The 15,364-nt window shown below is 66.5% G+C and carries 19 protein-coding genes; 13 read left to right on the forward strand and 6 right to left on the reverse strand.

The window, feature by feature from the left end; translation table 11 throughout:
• Positions 1-6 precede the first annotated feature (6 nt).
• From ACN6O8_RS02055 to ACN6O8_RS02105, 11 genes are all read left to right on the forward strand, one after another.
• Complete coding sequence (locus tag ACN6O8_RS02055; protein WP_049072439.1) at positions 7-273, forward strand: exodeoxyribonuclease VII small subunit; 267 nt, start codon at positions 7-9, stop codon at positions 271-273.
• A gap of 7 nt (positions 274-280) precedes the next feature.
• The gene (locus tag ACN6O8_RS02060; RefSeq protein ID WP_427989416.1) at positions 281-1,192 is read left to right on the forward strand and encodes a polyprenyl synthetase family protein; all 912 of its coding nucleotides are present in this window, start codon (positions 281-283) and stop codon (positions 1,190-1,192) included.
• A 53-nt stretch (positions 1,193-1,245) separates the two neighbouring features.
• The gene (gene dxs / locus ACN6O8_RS02065; RefSeq protein WP_427989417.1) at positions 1,246-3,108 is read left to right on the forward strand and encodes a 1-deoxy-D-xylulose-5-phosphate synthase; all 1,863 of its coding nucleotides are present in this window, start codon (positions 1,246-1,248) and stop codon (positions 3,106-3,108) included.
• Between the two features lie 188 nt (positions 3,109-3,296).
• Positions 3,297-4,094 carry a GTP cyclohydrolase FolE2 gene (gene folE2, locus ACN6O8_RS02070; RefSeq protein WP_006388366.1) on the forward strand — a complete coding sequence of 266 codons (798 nt, stop codon included), beginning with the start codon at positions 3,297-3,299 and terminating at the stop codon, positions 4,092-4,094.
• 7 nt (positions 4,095-4,101) lie between these two features.
• Positions 4,102-5,016, forward strand: a complete 915-nt coding sequence (locus tag ACN6O8_RS02075; protein WP_427989418.1) for a DUF817 domain-containing protein — start codon at positions 4,102-4,104, stop codon at positions 5,014-5,016.
• Positions 5,017-5,239: 223 nt separating this feature from the next.
• Entirely contained in the window at positions 5,240-5,614 is a 375-nt protein-coding gene (gene rpsF, locus ACN6O8_RS02080) for a 30S ribosomal protein S6 (protein ID WP_020924524.1), read from the forward strand.
• A 51-nt stretch (positions 5,615-5,665) separates the two neighbouring features.
• Positions 5,666-5,989, forward strand: coding sequence for a primosomal replication protein N (gene priB / locus ACN6O8_RS02085; protein ID WP_006393716.1), 324 nt, complete (start codon positions 5,666-5,668; stop codon positions 5,987-5,989).
• A gap of 105 nt (positions 5,990-6,094) precedes the next feature.
• Complete coding sequence (rpsR, locus tag ACN6O8_RS02090; RefSeq protein ID WP_006218308.1) at positions 6,095-6,367, forward strand: 30S ribosomal protein S18; 273 nt, start codon at positions 6,095-6,097, stop codon at positions 6,365-6,367.
• 14 nt (positions 6,368-6,381) lie between these two features.
• Positions 6,382-6,837 carry a 50S ribosomal protein L9 gene (rplI, locus tag ACN6O8_RS02095; RefSeq protein ID WP_020924523.1) on the forward strand — a complete coding sequence of 152 codons (456 nt, stop codon included), beginning with the start codon at positions 6,382-6,384 and terminating at the stop codon, positions 6,835-6,837.
• Positions 6,838-6,984: 147 nt separating this feature from the next.
• Positions 6,985-7,824: an RIO1 family regulatory kinase/ATPase gene (locus tag ACN6O8_RS02100; protein ID WP_427989586.1), complete on the forward strand. Its 840-nt coding sequence runs from the start codon at positions 6,985-6,987 to the stop codon at positions 7,822-7,824.
• Complete coding sequence (locus tag ACN6O8_RS02105) at positions 7,821-9,203, forward strand: replicative DNA helicase (protein WP_006388372.1); 1,383 nt, start codon at positions 7,821-7,823, stop codon at positions 9,201-9,203. Before ACN6O8_RS02100 ends, ACN6O8_RS02105 begins: the two co-directional genes overlap by 4 nt.
• A gap of 121 nt (positions 9,204-9,324) precedes the next feature.
• Here the strand turns inward: ACN6O8_RS02105 and ACN6O8_RS02110 are convergent, their stop codons facing one another.
• From ACN6O8_RS02110 to ACN6O8_RS02125, 4 genes are all read right to left on the reverse strand, one after another.
• Positions 9,325-10,302, reverse strand: a complete 978-nt coding sequence (locus tag ACN6O8_RS02110) for a bile acid:sodium symporter family protein (protein ID WP_427989419.1) — start codon at positions 10,300-10,302, stop codon at positions 9,325-9,327.
• A gap of 132 nt (positions 10,303-10,434) precedes the next feature.
• Entirely contained in the window at positions 10,435-11,415 is a 981-nt protein-coding gene (gene pdxA / locus ACN6O8_RS02115; RefSeq protein ID WP_427989420.1) for a 4-hydroxythreonine-4-phosphate dehydrogenase PdxA, read from the reverse strand.
• Positions 11,416-11,429: 14 nt separating this feature from the next.
• Positions 11,430-11,738, reverse strand: coding sequence for a hypothetical protein (locus tag ACN6O8_RS02120; protein ID WP_427989421.1), 309 nt, complete (start codon positions 11,736-11,738; stop codon positions 11,430-11,432).
• A 100-nt stretch (positions 11,739-11,838) separates the two neighbouring features.
• The gene (locus tag ACN6O8_RS02125; RefSeq protein WP_427989422.1) at positions 11,839-12,297 is read right to left on the reverse strand and encodes an Lrp/AsnC family transcriptional regulator; all 459 of its coding nucleotides are present in this window, start codon (positions 12,295-12,297) and stop codon (positions 11,839-11,841) included.
• Between the two features lie 200 nt (positions 12,298-12,497).
• Here ACN6O8_RS02125 and ACN6O8_RS02130 point away from each other — a divergent pair, with 200 nt between their 5' ends.
• Both ACN6O8_RS02130 and ACN6O8_RS02135 read left to right on the forward strand, forming a co-directional pair.
• Positions 12,498-12,743: a hypothetical protein gene (locus ACN6O8_RS02130; RefSeq protein WP_427989423.1), complete on the forward strand. Its 246-nt coding sequence runs from the start codon at positions 12,498-12,500 to the stop codon at positions 12,741-12,743.
• Positions 12,744-12,973: 230 nt separating this feature from the next.
• Complete coding sequence (locus tag ACN6O8_RS02135; RefSeq protein WP_427989424.1) at positions 12,974-13,204, forward strand: hypothetical protein; 231 nt, start codon at positions 12,974-12,976, stop codon at positions 13,202-13,204.
• 13 nt (positions 13,205-13,217) lie between these two features.
• Here ACN6O8_RS02135 and ACN6O8_RS02140 read toward each other — a convergent pair whose 3' ends face one another.
• Both ACN6O8_RS02140 and ACN6O8_RS02145 read right to left on the reverse strand, forming a co-directional pair.
• Positions 13,218-13,784 (reverse strand): DedA family protein, encoded by a 567-nt coding sequence (locus tag ACN6O8_RS02140; RefSeq protein ID WP_427989425.1) that lies wholly within the window; start codon positions 13,782-13,784, stop codon positions 13,218-13,220.
• Positions 13,781-15,220, reverse strand: coding sequence for a PLP-dependent aminotransferase family protein (locus ACN6O8_RS02145; protein WP_427989426.1), 1,440 nt, complete (start codon positions 15,218-15,220; stop codon positions 13,781-13,783). Before ACN6O8_RS02145 ends, ACN6O8_RS02140 begins: the two co-directional genes overlap by 4 nt.
• Positions 15,221-15,364 lie beyond the last annotated feature (144 nt).

Below are 15,364 nucleotides of genomic sequence, written 5' to 3' on the forward strand. Positions count from 1 at the left end.
GCCCGTTTGGCCAAACCTTCACAAGCCGATCCGCAGACCGACGACCGTCCCTTGCCCCAGGATTTCGAAACGGCCCTGGCCGAACTGGAATCGCTGGTCGCGGCCATGGAAGACGGCTCGCTGCCGCTGGAGCAATCGCTGGCCGCCTACCGGCGCGGCGTGGCCTTGACGCGGGTCTGCCAGGAACGCTTGGCGCAGGCCGAACAGCAGGTCAAGGTCTTGGAAGGCGACCTGCTGCGCCCGCTGGATCCCGCGGCGCTGGATGACGAATAAGAATCGGATGAAGCAAATTCAACTCGCTTTCCCGGAGTGGCTCCAGGGTCGAGTCCGGCAGGTCGAAGACGTGCTCGACGACCTCCTGCCGCCCGCCGACGCGGTGCCTGCCCGCCTGCATGAAGCCATGCGCTACGCCGTGCTCGGCGGCGGCAAGCGGGTGCGGGCCGCGCTGGTCTACGCCGCCGGCCAGGCCTGCCCGGTCAGCGGCAGCGTGCTGGCTGTCGAAGCCTCGCTGGACCGCGCTGCCGCGGCGGTGGAACTGATCCACGCCTACTCGCTGGTGCACGATGACCTGCCCTGCATGGACGATGACGTCCTGCGCCGCGGCCGCCCCACCACCCACGTGCAGTTCGACGAGGCCACCGCCATGCTGGCCGGCGATGCGCTGCAACCGCTGGCCTTCGACCTGTTGGCCTCCATGCCCATCGCCCCGGCCCTGATCGTGCAGGCCACGCAGTCGCTGGCGCGCGCGGCGGGCAGCCAGGGCATGGCCGGCGGCCAGGCCATCGATCTGCTCAGCGTCGGCCACCGCCTGTCGCGCGACGAACTGCAGCAGATGCACAGCATGAAGACCGGCGCCATGCTGGCCTGCAGCGTGGCGCTGGGCGGCATCGTCGCCGGCGCCAGCTCGGCCTCGCGCCAGGCGCTGGATGTCTACGCCCAGGCCATGGGGCTGGCATTCCAGGTGGTGGACGACATCCTCGACGTGACCGCCGATTGCGCCAGCCTGGGCAAGACGCCGGGCAAGGACGCGGCCGAGAACAAGCCGACCTACGTGTCGCTGCTGGGGCTGGACGAGGCCCGCGCGTTCGCCAGCGAGCTGCGCGAGGCCGCGCTGGCCGCGCTCGAACCGCTGGGCGATGCCGGCAAGCGCCTGGCCGAGCTGGCTGATTTCATCGTCCTTCGAGACCGCTGAACCGTGACCCGTCCGGGCTGGCCGCAGGCCGGGCATACGAACCCCATACAAGCATGACGACTGAATTACTGGATCGCATCCAATCCCCGGCAGACCTCAAGCGCCTGGATCGTCGCGAGCTCAAGCGGCTGGCCGACGAGTTGCGCGGCTTCGTGCTGGAGTCGGTCTCCAAGACCGGCGGCCACCTGTCGTCGAACCTGGGCACGGTGGAGCTGACGCTGGCGCTGCATCAGGTTTTCGATACGCCGCACGACCGTATCGTCTGGGACGTGGGCCACCAGTCCTACCCGCACAAGATCCTGACCGGGCGCCGCGCCGGCATGGCCAAGCTGCGCCAGCAGGGCGGCATCTCGGGCTTTCCCAAGCGCAGCGAATCCGAGTACGACGCCTTCGGCACCGCCCATTCGTCCACCTCGATTTCGGCCGCGCTGGGCATGGCGGTGGCCTCGCGCAACGCCGGCGTTCAGCGCCAGCACATCGCCGTCATCGGCGACGGCGCGATGTCGGCGGGCATGGCGTTCGAAGCCATGAACAACGCCGGCGTCACCCCCAACATCAACCTGCTGGTGATCCTGAACGACAACGACATGTCGATCTCGCCGCCGGTGGGGGCGCTGAACCGCTACCTGGCGCGGCTGATGTCCGGCCGCTTCTACGCCGCCGCCAAGAACGTCGGCCGCGCCGTGCTGCAGCACGTGCCGCCGGTGCTGGAACTGGCGCGCCGCTTCGAAGAGCACGCCAAGGGCATGGTCACGCCGGCCACGCTGTTCGAGGAATTCGGCTTCAACTACGTCGGCCCGATCGACGGCCATGACCTCGACGCGCTGGTGCCGACGCTGCAGAATCTGAAGGCGCTGCAAGGCCTGCAGTTCCTGCACGTGGTCACCAAGAAGGGGCAGGGCTACAAGCTGGCCGAGGCCGATCCGGTGCTGTATCACGGCCCGGGCAAGTTCGATCCGGCCGTCGGCATCCAGCAATCGAAGGCGCCGGGCAAGCGTACCTTCACTCAGGTGTTCAGCGACTGGCTGTGCGACATGGGCGAGCAGGACTCGCGCCTGGTCGCGGTCACCCCCGCCATGCGCGAGGGCAGCGGCCTGGTCGAATTCGAGAAGCGCTTCCCGCAACGCTACTTCGATGTCGGCATCGCCGAACAGCACGCCGTGACGTTCGCCGCCGGCATCGCCTGCGAGGCGCAGAAGCCGGTGCTGGCGATCTACTCGACCTTCCTGCAGCGCGGCTACGATCAGTTGATCCACGACGTGGCCTTGCAGAACCTGGACGTGACCTTCGCGCTCGACCGCGCCGGCATCGTCGGCGCCGACGGCGCCACCCATGCCGGCAACTACGACACAGCGTTCCTGCGGTGCGTGCCGAACATGGTGGTGGCCACGCCGTCGGACGAAAACGAAACCCGCCTGCTGCTGTCCACCTGTTATCAGTATCCCGGCCCGGCGTCGGTGCGCTATCCGCGCGGCGCGGGCTGTGGCGCGGCGGAAACGGCCGGCCTGGACACCGTCGAACTGGGGCGCGGCGTGGTGCGGCGCGAAGGCCGCAAGATCGCCATCCTCGGCTTCGGCACGCTGCTGCGGCCGGCGCTGGCGGTGGCCGACAAGCTCGACGCCACGGTGGCCGACATGCGCTTCGTCAAGCCGATCGACCGCGCGCTGATCCTGGACCTGGCCAGCCGCCACGATGCGCTGGTGACCATCGAGGATGCCGCCATCATGGGCGGCGCCGGCAGCGCGGTACTGGAGGTGCTGGCCGCCGAAGGCGTCGCGATCCCGGTGCTGCAACTGGGCTTTCCCGACGAGTTCATCGACCACGGCGACCAGTTGGCGCTGCTGGCCGGGATCGGTCTGGATGCCGCCGGCATCGAGCAATCGATCCGGGCGCGCTACGCTTCGCTGCTGGCCTGAGCGTCCGCGCACGGGGCCGGACAGCCGTTTGGCTCGTGTGGCGAAACAGTGTGTTCCGGCCCCGACAGCCTACGAATGAAAGGGTTTTCCCTGGCGCTGGCGGGACTTTGGGCGATAATGGCCCCCTCCTAAAGATTCCTGGGTCTGCGTGTTCACGCCACGCTCGTCGCCCAGACTGGTAAGCCGAAATGAATTCTCCGATCGACCCCGCCATCGTGATGCCCGACGTCCAGAGTTCGACGGACACGCGGCACATCCCGATCCAGCGCGTGGGCATCCGTGGCGTGCGCCACCCGATGCTCATCGAGAACGCCGACGGTTCGCCCCAGGGCACCGTGGCCAACTGGACCCTGACGGTGGCGCTGCCCCCCGAAGAAAAGGGGACACACATGTCCCGCTTCGTGGCGCTGCTGGAAAAGTACCGCAGCACCCCCATGACGCCGACGCTGTTCCGCGCCATGGCGGCCGACATGCTGCCGCTGTTGCACGCCGAACGCGGCGACATCACCGCGGCCTTCCCGTACTTCATCAACAAGTCGGCGCCGATCTCCGGCGTGCAGAGCCTGCTGGACTACGAAGTGCAGTGGATCGCCCGCGCACAGGGCGACCAGGTCGAGTTCGAACTGGTGGTGCAGGTGCCGGTGACCAGCCTGTGCCCGTGTTCCAAGGCCATCTCCGAATACGGCGCGCACAACCAGCGTTCGCACGTGACGGTCTCGGCCATCCTGGAATCCGACATCAGCATGGACGGCGTCATCCGCCTGATCGAAGACGAAGGCTCGTGTGAGCTCTGGGGCCTGCTCAAGCGCCCCGACGAGAAGTACGTCACCGAACGCGCCTACGACAACCCCAAGTTCGTCGAAGACCTGGTGCGCGACGTGGCGGCCCGCCTGAACGCGCATCCCGGCATCGCCCGCTACCGCGTCGAGGCCGAGAACTTCGAATCGATCCACAACCACTCGGCCTACGCCGTGGTGGAAGGCTGAGCCTTCCGTGCGTCATCCGGCGGCCACTGACTGGCCGCTCATCGCGCGGCTGCAAGGTTGGGAAGCGCGGCTGGCCGAGCAATTGGCCAGCCGCGGCCGTTTGGGCGTCGCCCTCTACGAATTCTTCCGTTTCGGGGTGAAGCAGGCCTGGGCCTGCCTGTTCGGCGGCCTGATGTGCGCGCTGCTGCTGGGCACGCACTGGTGGTATCCGCAAGATGCCTGGCTGGCGCGTTACGACTTCCTGACGCTGGCGGCGCTCGCCATCCAGGCCGCGCTGCTGGCGTTGCGCATGGAAACCTGGGACGAGGCCAAGGTCATCCTCCTGTTCCATGTGGTCGGCACCGGCATGGAACTGTTCAAGACGGCGGCCGGCTCCTGGATCTACCCCGAGTCCAGCGTGCTGCGCATCGGCGGCGTGCCGCTCTTTACCGGCTTCATGTACGCGGCCGTCGGCAGCTACCTGGCGCGGGTCTGGCGCCTGTTCGACTTCCGCTTCCGCGCTCATCCGCCCCTGGCCGCGACCGTGGCGCTGTCGGTGCTGATCTACGTGAATTTCTTCACCCACCACTTCATTGTCGACTTCCGCCTGGCGCTGTTCGGCCTGACGGCGCTGCTGTTCGCCCGCACCTGGGTCTATTTCCGCGTCTGGCGCGACTATCGCCGCATGCCGCTGCTGCTGGGGTTTGTGCTGGTGGCGCTGTTCATCTGGTTCGCCGAGAACATCGGCACCTTCGCCAACGCCTGGCGCTATCCCAACCAGTCGCAGGGCTGGGAGCTGGTCTCGATCGCCAAGCTGGGCTCGTGGTTCCTGCTCATGATCATCAGCTATGTGATGGTCAGCGTGGTCAGCCGGCCGCAGCCTATCGGTGTGGCGAATGCGCCGCGCCCGGTGGGGGGCGATAACGCGTCCCTGATTTCCTGAGTGCCGCCGGCTTGCGTCGGGCGAACCGATCGGCGATAATCGAGAGCTTTCTTGCTCGACCGCCCATGTTTTTTGGGCAGCGGGCTGCCCCTTGCAAGCCATACGCCTCGAAGAAAAAGACCAGTGATAGAGAAAGCACTGGAAAGCCGGAACCGCCCATGAAAGTGGGCAAACGACGGTGTCAGGCGGACGGTTGGCAAGACATCCTCAAGGAGTTTTACTCATGCGTCACTACGAAGTGGTGTTTATCGTTCACCCCGACCAAAGCGAGCAAGTGCCCGCCATGGTCGAGCGTTACCAAGCGCTGGTCACGGGCCAAGGCGGCTCGGTTCATCGCCTGGAAGACTGGGGCCGCCGTCAACTGGCCTACCCGATCCAGAAGCTCGTCAAGGCTCACTACGTCTGCCTGAACATCGAGTGCGGCCAAGCCACGCTGGATGAGCTGGAACACTCGTTCCGCTACAACGACGCCGTGCTGCGCCACCTGGTCATCAAGACCAAGAAGGCCCAGACCGCTCCCTCGATCATGATGAAGTCGGTCGAGCGCGAAGAAGCCCGCAAGGCTTCGGCGGAAGCTGTCGCGGCTCAGGCCGAGTAAGCAGGGCTCAGGCAGAGCCCATCCCATGAAGTCCCCTCGGTGCCTGGCAGGATGAACAAGCTGGAACTCAGCGCCCGCGTTCTCGAATGCGAGCCTTTGCGCCACACTCCCGCCGGTCTGCCAGCCCTGGAAATGGTGCTGGCGCACGAATCTGAGGTCATCGAAGCCGGCCATCCGCGCCGTGTCGAACTGACGATCTCGGCCGTGGCCCTGGGCGATCTGGCGTTGCTGTTGAAAGGAACGGCGCTGGGGTCTGAATTGCACGTGCAGGGGTTTTTGGCCCCGGTGCGCAAGGACTCCGTGAAGTTCAAGCTGCATCTGCAACAGGCGCGCAGGATCAGCGGCAGCGCAGGGCGCGATCCGCTGGTGGCTTGACGGGAAGGGCAACGGGCGCGCGAGCGCCTTCTGAATACGGATAGGTTACGGGGAGTCGGGCCCGATCAAGGTAGACCCGATCCTCTCAAACATAAGGCACATATCATGGCTTTCTTCGGAAAACGCAAGGAAAAACGCAAATTCACGCAGCAGAACCCGCTCTTCAAGCGTCGTAAGTTCTGCCGCTTCACCGCCGCCGGTGTCGAAGAGATCGACTACAAGGATCTGGACACCCTGCGCGACTTCGTGCAAGAAAACGGCAAGATCATCCCGGCTCGCCTGACCGGCACCAAGGCAATCTACCAGCGCCAGCTGGACACCGCCATCAAGCGCGCGCGCTTCCTGGCTCTGTTGCCTTACACCGACAACCACAACTAATCCGGGGCACTGAAATGCAAGTTATTCTGCTCGAAAAAGTCGTCAACCTGGGTAACCTCGGCGAAGTCGTGCGCGTGCGTGATGGCTACGCCCGCAACTTCCTGATCCCCCAGAAGAAGGCCCGTCGCGCAACCGACGCCGCCCTGAAGGAATTCGAAGCCCGCCGCGCCGAACTGGAAAAGATCCAGGCCGAGAAGCTGGCCGCCGCCCAGGCCCTGGGCGAGCGCGTCAACGGCTACCAGCTCAAGATCGTCCAGAAGGCCGGTGTCGACGGCCGTCTGTTCGGCTCGGTCACCAACGCCGACATCGCCGAAGGTCTGAAGAAGGCCGGTTTCGAAGGCATCGAAAAGGCGCAAGTGCGCATGCCCAATGGCCAGTTGAAGGCCATCGGCGAGTTCCCGATCCAGGTCGCCCTGCACGCCGACGTGGTCGTCGATGTCACGGTGCTGGTCGAAGGCGAACTGTCGTAAGCCTGACCCCGCGGTAGAAAAAAAGCCGGCCCGCGTGCCGGCTTTTTTTCTTTGCCCCTTGTTTCTCTTTGCTTTACCGGCTGTTATTTACGTGTAGTCTTGCGGGCTGCAATGCCTGTCTACGACGCTGTTTCCACCGAGGATCTCTTGACCCCGCCGCCCGTCCACCACAACGCCCCCCCCGGATTGCGCGCCTGGCTCGACAGCCTCGACGCCGAGCGCGAGCCGTCGGTGCGGGACGTCACCATCGATGGGGTGCGCTGCATCATCAAGCGCCGCCGGCCCAGCCTGGCGCGCGGGGTGAGCTACACGCTGCGCTACGCGCGCGCACTGTTTCTCGGCGTGGGCTGCAAGCTGTTCCTGGGCGAGTTCCCACGGCCCGGCATCTTGTTGCGCAATGGCCTGGAGCACGAGGCCCGGCGCCTGAAACAATTGCTGCAAGCCGGCAGCCGCGTGCCCGAGGTCTGGTGGCAGGAGGACGGGCTGCTGGTGCTGGAATTCGTCGGCGAGGACCTGGCCGACCTGATCCGCAACGAAGATACCACCTCGCGCCTGTGGCTGACGCGGGCGGCGGCGACCGATCTGGCCGCCTTCCATGCCCGCGGGCTGTGGCACGGTGGCGCACAAATCCGCAACATCACCTTGCGGGACGGGGAGCTGTGGCGCATCGATTTCGAGGAAAACATCGGCTCGACGCTATCGCGTCCGCTGGCCCAGGCCTATGATCTGTTCCAGATGCTGGCCTCGCTGGTGTCGTTGCGCAAATTGCCCGACGATGTCGGCCGCACACTGGGTAAACTGGCGCTCGAGGTCTATTTCGAATGCAACCCCGACCCCGAGGTCAAGGCCTGCCTGCGCCGCCTGACCCGGGTGCTGTCCTTCATCGCCACGCCGCTGCGGCCCCTGCTGGGCCGCCTGCCGTCGCGCGATGTGCAGGGATTCTTCCGCGTCGCGGACATCCTGCAGCCGTTACTATTGAAGCCATGAATACACCTGCCGATTCCCAGCTCGAATACCTGCGCGTTCCTCCCCATTCCATCGAGGCGGAGCAATCGGTGCTGGGTGGCCTGCTGCTGGACAACGCAGCCTGGGACCGCATCGCCGACGTGCTGGTCGAAGAAGACTTCTACCGTCATGATCACCGGCTGATCTGGCATCACATCGCCCGTCTGATCGGGCTGGCGCGGCCGGCCGACGTCATCACCGTGCATGAGTCGCTGGTCAGCGCCGGCAAGGCCGAGGACGCCGGCGGCCTGGCCTACCTGAACGCGCTGGCGCACAACACGCCGTCGGCCGCCAACATCCGCCGCTACGGCGAAATCGTGCGCGAGCGCGCCATGCTGCGCAAGCTGGTGTCGATCGCCGACGAGATCTCCTCGGCCGCCATGAATCCTCAGGGCAAGGAAGCGCGCCAGTTGCTGGACGAGGCCGAATCCAAGGTGTTCCAGATCGCCCAGGAAGGCGCGCGCGGCGCCGCCGGCTTTCAGGAAATCCAGCCGCTGCTGACGCAGGTGGTGGAACGCATCGACGAGCTCTACCACCGCGAGAGCACCTCCGACGTGACCGGCGTGCCCACCGGCTTCACCGACCTGGACAAGATGACCTCGGGCATGCAGGGCGGCGACCTGATCATCGTGGCCGGCCGCCCGTCGATGGGCAAGACCTCGTTCTCGATGAACATCGGCGAACACGTCGCCATCGAAGAGGGCCTGCCGGTGGCGGTGTTTTCGATGGAAATGGGCGCGGTGCAGTTGGCCATGCGCATGCTGGGTTCGGTCGGCCTGCTCGATCAGCACCGCATGCGCACCGGCAAGCTGATCGCCGAGGACTGGCCGCGCGTGACTCACGCGGTGCAATTGATGCAGGACGCGCAGGTCTACATCGACGAATCGCCCGCGCTCAGCCCGATGGAAGTGCGCGCCCGCGCGCGCCGCCTGGCGCGCCAGTGCGGCCAGCTCGGCCTGATCATCATCGACTACCTGCAGCTGATGTCGGGCAACGGCTCGGGCGAGAACCGCGCCACCGAAGTGTCGGAAATCAGCCGTTCGCTCAAGGGTCTGGCCAAGGAACTGAACTGTCCGCTGATCGCGCTGTCGCAGTTGAACCGCAGCCTGGAACAACGCCCCAACAAGCGTCCCGTGATGAGCGACTTGCGTGAATCGGGCGCCATCGAACAGGACGCCGACGTGATCCTGTTCATCTATCGCGACGAGGTCTACAACCCCGATTCGCCGGACAAGGGCACCGCCGAGATCATCATCGGCAAGCAGCGTAACGGCCCCATCGGCACGGTGCGCCTGACCTTCCAGGGGTCGAGCACGCGCTTCCTGAATTTCTCCGGCGCGCAGCCGCGCGACATGTACTGAGCGTGCGCCGCCTCGCCAAAAGAAACCCAAGCGGATCACTCAGGCCTTCGGGCTTTAGCTGACCGTCCAACTTCTGGGGGCAGTTCAGCGGGCGCGGTCTTTTCCTGCTGGCGTGGCGGATTCACTCTTCCGTTTCGGGCCGCTTGCCGTAGCGCGCGGCCAGCACGCCGCAGACCATCAGCTGGATCTGGTGGAACAGCATCAGCGGCAGCACGATGGCGCCCACCGCGTGGCCGGCGAACAGCACCTGGGCCATGGGAATGCCGCTGGCCAGGCTCTTCTTGGAGCCGCAGAACAGCAGCGTGATGCGGTCGGGCAGGTTGAAGCCGAACACCTTGCCGGCCAGCGCCGACAGCCCCAGCGCCAGCGCCAGGATGACCGCGCAGCACACCACCAGGCCGAGCAGCGCCGGGATCGGCGTGGCGCTCCACAGGCCTTCGTTGATGGCTTCCGAGAACGCGGTGTAGACCACCAGCAGGATCGAACCCTGGTCGACGAATTTCAGCATGGCCTTGCGCTTGTGCACCCAGGCGCCGATCCAGCGGCGCGCGAATTGCCCCAGCACGAACGGCAACAGCAGTTGCAGCATGATCTTGCCGACGGCGTCGAACGAGATCGGCGCGCTGCCGGCGTTGGCGACCACGGTGCCGACCAGCAGCGGCGTCAGGAAAATGCCCAGCAGGCTCGAGGCCGAGGCGCTGCACACGGCCGCGGGCACGTTGCCGCGCGCCATCGAGGTGAAGGCGATGGCCGATTGCACGGTGGCCGGCAGGCAGCACAGAAACAGGATGCCGAGGTACAGCTCAGGCGTGACCAGCGGTTCCAGCACCGGCTTGAGCGCCAGGCCCAGCAGCGGGAACATCAGGAAGGTGGCCGAGAAAATGGTGAGGTGCAGCTTCCAGTGGGTGAGGCCGGCGATGATGGCTTCGCGCGACAGGCGCGCGCCGTGCAGGAAGAACAGCAGGCCGACGGCGATGTTGGTGATCCAGCCGAACACCACCACGCCCTGGCCGTGGGCGGGCACGATGCTGGCGATGATGACGGTGCAGATCAGGTAGAGGGTGAAACGGTCGGGCAGGAGACGGACAAGACGTGACATGGAGGGGGCAGGGGGATGACGGAAAGCGGCGGCGCGCCGTGCGCGCCGGAATCGGGCCGTATTGTAGACGCGGGGGCGGGCAAGGCCGCGGGCAGGCCGGGGCGGATGTCCGCCTGCCGGGCCCTTGCCGGCTCAGGGTGTCATTGCCAGCGCCAGGTCGAACGCCGCGATCAGCGAGGCCTGGTCGGCCACGCCCTTGCCGGCGATGTCGAAGGCGGTGCCGTGGTCGACGCTGGTGCGTACGAACGGCAGGCCGACGGTGACGTTGACGCCGTGGTCCACGCCCAGGTACTTAACCGGAATCAGGCCCTGGTCGTGGTATTGCGCCACAACGATGTCGAACTCGCCGCGGCGGGCCCGCATGAAGACCGTGTCGCCGGGCCAGGGGCCGCTGGCGTCGATACCCTCGACGCGCGCCTGGCGGATGGCCGGCGCGATGATGTCGAGGTCTTCGCGGCCGAACTTGCCGCCTTCGCCGGCGTGCGGGTTCAGGCCGGCCACCGCCACGCGCGGCCGGGCAATGCCCATCTGGCGGCAGGCGCGGTCGGCCAGGCGCATGGCGGTCAGCTCGGCCTCGGGCGTGATGCGCGCCATGACGTCGGCCAGGGCGACGTGGATCGTCACCAGCAGCACGCGCAGTTCATCGTTGGCCAGCATCATGGCGAAATCATGGGTGCCGGAGCGTTCGGCCAGGATCTCGGTGTGGCCGGGATAATCGATGCCGCCCTCGTGCATGGACTGTTTGTTCAGTGGCGCGGTGACGATGGCGCGGATGCGGCCGGCCTGGGCGTCGTCGATGGCGGCGCAGACGTAGTCGTAGGCGGCGAGCCCGGCGGCGGCGTTGACCTTGCCGTAGGGCAGATCCATTGGCAAGGCCGCGCCACAGGCCACCACCTCGATGCGGCCGGCATCGCCACTGGCCTGGCCGACATGGGCGATTTCATGGATTTGCAGGCGGGCGCCCAGTGCGGCGGCGGCACGTCGCAGCGCGCCGGCATCGCCATACACCACGCAAGGCGCGTTCAGGCCTTGGGCACAGGCCTTGACGACGATTTCGGGGCCGATGCCGGCGGCATCCCCCATGGTGATACCCACGGGCGGGGGAGTCTTCACGATAGGTTCCCGGATCAGGGCTTCGGATTCTTGGGCGGTTCGATTTCGCCGCACTCGAACGTGACGGTGGCGCGCTTGGAGCCCAGGCCGGTGGCGTGGTTGGACGTGATCGCCGGCTTTTGCAGCTTGCGTCCGATCGACTGGCAGTACTGGTCGGCGCGTTGCAGCGCCTGATTCTTGATTTCGACCCAGGTCAGCAGTTGTGTGCCGGAGCTGTAGGTGACGCTGTAGGTGTTCTTGCCGGTGGGCGTCACTTCGCTCATGCTGGAGCAGGCAGCCAGCAGGGCGAGCATGGCGGAGGCGAGGGCAAGGCGTGCGAACATGGTGGATCCGTAAAAGGCGACAAATCACATTACAACATTATGCCGTCCGGACCGGGCGCCCGCCACGCCCGGGGAACGATGCGAAATGGGGGCGGCCGGATCAGGGCGCGCCGACGGCGCTGCGGCGGTCGACCTTGCGGCTGAGCACGATCGATGTCTGGGTCTGTTTGACGCCGTCGATCAGGCCGATGCGATCGAGCAGGGCGTCGAGCTGTTCATGGGTCTCGCAGCGCAGGAAGATCAGGTAGTCGTAGGGGCCGCTGACCGATGACACTTCCTCGACTTCGGGCATTTTTTCCAATTCGCGGATCACCGCCGCAGGCGTCTTGGGCAGCACGCTGATGAAGCAGTAGGCACGCACCGCGGCTTCTTCCAGCAAGCGTCCCAGGCGCACCCCGTAACCCGCCACGATATGTTCGCGCTCGAGACGCGCGATGCGCGCCACCACGGTGGTGCGCGCCAGCCCCAGCTTGCGCGCCAGGATCGCGGCGGGTTCGCGGGCGTTGGCTTGCAGCAGGCTGAGCAGTTGCCGGTCAATGGCGTCTAGGCGTTCGTTCATGCGCCCGACCATACAGGGGCGACGCGGCGCGCGTCAATGCGTGCGTCAGCCGTCCGATTCGGGCAGCAGGCCGCCGCGATAATCGCGCGCGGCCTCGCGCATCGCCGCGCTACGCTTCATGCAGGCGTGGGCGGCGGGACTTGCCCAGCGGTCGGCCCGTGCTAGGATTTGCGCCGACTTTATCGCCAGGAGGCTTACCCATGGACATCCAGGAACAAATCGCCGTCATCGTGCACACCATCTCGCACCAGGGCGGCCGTATCGACGCGCTCAATTCGGCACTGCTGACGATGCTGCATCTGGCCAAGGCCTCGCCCGGGCTGCGCGAGGCGATCGAGGCGCAGTTGGAGCAGAATTACTCCAGCCTGCTGGCGCGCTCCGAGAATCCCCAGTACGTGGCGGGTTTCGAGAGCGTGCGCGACCAGATCGTCGCCGCGTTGAAGTAGACCCCGGATCCGTCGGAGTTACCCACAGCTTCTGTGGACAAGCCTTGGGATAGCGCGGGCATAGAAAGCCTTTTCCCTTTGTTTACAACGGCTTGCGAGGGGCGATCAAAGGCGGCGCCAAAACCCGCCGTGGCCGGCCCGCGACAAGTGCCGGCAGAGGACACGCAAGCCGGGTAATATGCGGCCCCATGCGGAATCAGTATCCATTGGAACACCGGAACCGAGGCCTCGTGGCGCGGGTTTCGGAAGCGGCAAAGCTGGCGGCCTTCGACCCCGGCAAACTCTCTCCCGAGGCGCGCCAGAGCTGGGAACGCCTGGGCCATGATTTCAAGGCCTGGCACGACTTCGACCAGCGGCATCCGATCTTGCGGCGGTTGGCCCTGCTGCCGTTGATCGGCCGCTTGTACCGCGCGGCGCGCCGCCGCCACGTGTTGCGGGCCAGCGGCAAGCTGGTGTTCTGAGCCGGCCGCGGCCTCAACGGCGCCGCCGCCGCGCATACAACCAGTAGGCCAGCCAGACCGCCACGCCGATCGCCACGGCCACCGCCAGCTTGGTTTCCACGCCGTGCAGGCGCCCCAGCACGGACTCGATGGTCTGCCCGAACAGATAGCCCACCAGGCTGAAGCACGTCGCCCAGATCGCGGCGGCGATGGCATTGAGCACCAGGAAGCGCATGGGCGAGACTTGCGATACGCCCAGCGCCACCGGCCCCACCGTGCGCAGGCCATAGAGGAAGCGCAACGCCAGGATGAACCCGTGCGGATAGCGGTCGATCGCCGCCAGCGCCTTGCCGAACGCGGGCTGGGCGCGGATGCGCCGGACGTAGCGGTGCTCGCGGTAGCGCCGCCCCAGGTAGAACAGGCCCTGGTCGGCGAGGAACGAACCGGTGAACGCGCACAGCATCACGTAAGGCAGGTGCAGCAGGCGCTGGTGCGACAGAAAGCCCGCCAGCACCACCACGCTTTCGCCTTCGAGCAGGGTGCCTCCCAGCACGGCCCACAGCCCGTAGTCGACGATGAACTGGTGCAATGGGAGATTCATGGCTGGCGCTCGGCGACGATGCGCGCCAGCGTCGCCAGCGCTCGCGCGATCTCCGGCGTGTGGCGCTGGCCACAGCTGATGCGCAGGAAATGGTGGTAGCGGGTGCTGTTGGAGAACATGGCGCCCGGCGCCACGCGGATGCCCTGCCGCAACGCGGCCTCGAACACTTCCAGCCCAGAACGGCCATCCGGCATTTCCACCCATAGCAGCATGCCGCCCGTGGGCACGCTCAGGCGCGTGCCGCGCGGGAAATGCGCGGCGATGGCTTCGGCGGTCTGGTCACGCTGCATCTTCAGTTGCCGGCGCAGCCGTGTCAGGTGCCGGTCGTAGGCGCGCGAGCCGAGGTACTCGGCCACCGCCATCTGCGCCAGCGGCTCGTTCGGCCGGCTCTGCGCGAACTTCAGCATGGCGATGCGCGCCTTCCAGCGTCCGCCCAGCAGCCAGCCCAGCCGCATGCCCGGCGCCAGCGTCTTGTGCAGGGACGAGCAATAGATGACGTTGCCGGTCGGGTCCCAGGACTTGGCCGCGGCCAGTGGCGTATCGTCATCATTCAAGGCGCCGTAGGTGTCGTCCTCGATCAGCGGCACCTGTTGGCGTTCGCACAGGGCCACCAGGCGCGCCTTCTCGGCATCGGGCATGACGCAGCCCAGCGGATTCTGGAAGTTGGGCACCACCACCACCGCGCGGATGTTGCCGTGGGTCTGGAAGGCCAGGTCCAGCGCCTCGATGGACAAGCCGTGTTGCGGGCTGGTGGGGATTTCCAGCGCCCGCATGCCAAGGCTTTCGAGGATCTGCAGCAGGCCGAAATAGGTGGGCGATTCGACCGCGATGGTGTCGCCCGGCCGCGCCACGGCGCGCAGCGCCAGATTGAGGGCTTCGATGCAGCCGTGCGTGACGATGACATCGTCGGGCGTGGCATTGATGCCGTTTGCCAGCGCGCGTCGCGCCAGCACGGCGCGCAGCGACGGGTGGCCTTGCGGCGGCACCGGGCTGACCAGCACCTGCGGCGACTGCCGCAGCGTGCGGATCATGGCCTGTTTCAGGTCTTCCATGGGATAGGCGTCGGGCACCGCGGCGGCCAAGGCGAAGTTGGCGCTGACGGGATGGGCCTCGCACTTGGCGACGAAGTCCGACACGCGGTCATGGATGCCGACGTACTGGGCGGTGCCCAGCGCCTGGCGGATGTCAGGCTCGTTGACGGGTGGGATGCTGTTGCGGCGCGGCTTGAGGACGAAATAGCCGGAGCGCGGCCGGGCTTCGATCAGGCCATCGTCTTCGAGCAGCCGGCAGGCCTGCAGCGCGGTCGAGAGGCTGACGTGGTGGGTGCGTACCAGAGTGCGCACCGACGGCATGCGCTGCGCCGGGGCCAGGACCCCGGTCTGGATGGCGCGCCGGTAATGGTTCGCCAGGCGTAGATATAGCGGTTGCGGGTCCATGCGCCGATCATGCTCCCCGAGGTTGGGTTGAGGGTAGGCACAGATTTCCGCAAAGTACACCATAACAGTGCCGAAATCGATAGACTGCATCGGTACAGAAAGGAGGATTGTGTGGCTGTTGCGCAAAGCAGGGCGGGCGCAGAC

The organism is Achromobacter sp., assembly GCF_050285565.1.
GTDB lineage: Bacteria > Pseudomonadota > Gammaproteobacteria > Burkholderiales > Burkholderiaceae_B > Achromobacter.

Excerpts from the sequence above, each read along its gene's own strand:
- ACN6O8_RS02060 (WP_427989416.1), top strand. The coding sequence starts at position 281 with ATGAAGCAAATTCAACTCGCTTTCCCGGAGTGGCTCCAGGGTCGAGTC.
- dxs (WP_427989417.1), top strand. The coding sequence starts at position 1,246 with ATGACGACTGAATTACTGGATCGCATCCAATCCCCGGCAGACCTCAAG.
- folE2 (WP_006388366.1), top strand. The coding sequence starts at position 3,297 with ATGAATTCTCCGATCGACCCCGCCATCGTGATGCCCGACGTCCAGAGT.
- rpsF (WP_020924524.1), top strand. The coding sequence starts at position 5,240 with ATGCGTCACTACGAAGTGGTGTTTATCGTTCACCCCGACCAAAGCGAG.
- priB (WP_006393716.1), top strand. The coding sequence starts at position 5,666 with ATGAACAAGCTGGAACTCAGCGCCCGCGTTCTCGAATGCGAGCCTTTG.
- rpsR (WP_006218308.1), top strand. The coding sequence starts at position 6,095 with ATGGCTTTCTTCGGAAAACGCAAGGAAAAACGCAAATTCACGCAGCAG.
- rplI (WP_020924523.1), top strand. The coding sequence starts at position 6,382 with ATGCAAGTTATTCTGCTCGAAAAAGTCGTCAACCTGGGTAACCTCGGC.
- ACN6O8_RS02105 (WP_006388372.1), top strand. The coding sequence starts at position 7,821 with ATGAATACACCTGCCGATTCCCAGCTCGAATACCTGCGCGTTCCTCCC.
- ACN6O8_RS02110 (WP_427989419.1), bottom strand. The coding sequence starts at position 10,302 with ATGTCACGTCTTGTCCGTCTCCTGCCCGACCGTTTCACCCTCTACCTG.
- ACN6O8_RS02120 (WP_427989421.1), bottom strand. The coding sequence starts at position 11,738 with ATGTTCGCACGCCTTGCCCTCGCCTCCGCCATGCTCGCCCTGCTGGCT.
- ACN6O8_RS02125 (WP_427989422.1), bottom strand. The coding sequence starts at position 12,297 with ATGAACGAACGCCTAGACGCCATTGACCGGCAACTGCTCAGCCTGCTG.
- ACN6O8_RS02130 (WP_427989423.1), top strand. The coding sequence starts at position 12,498 with ATGGACATCCAGGAACAAATCGCCGTCATCGTGCACACCATCTCGCAC.
- ACN6O8_RS02140 (WP_427989425.1), bottom strand. The coding sequence starts at position 13,784 with ATGAATCTCCCATTGCACCAGTTCATCGTCGACTACGGGCTGTGGGCC.
- ACN6O8_RS02145 (WP_427989426.1), bottom strand. The coding sequence starts at position 15,220 with ATGGACCCGCAACCGCTATATCTACGCCTGGCGAACCATTACCGGCGC.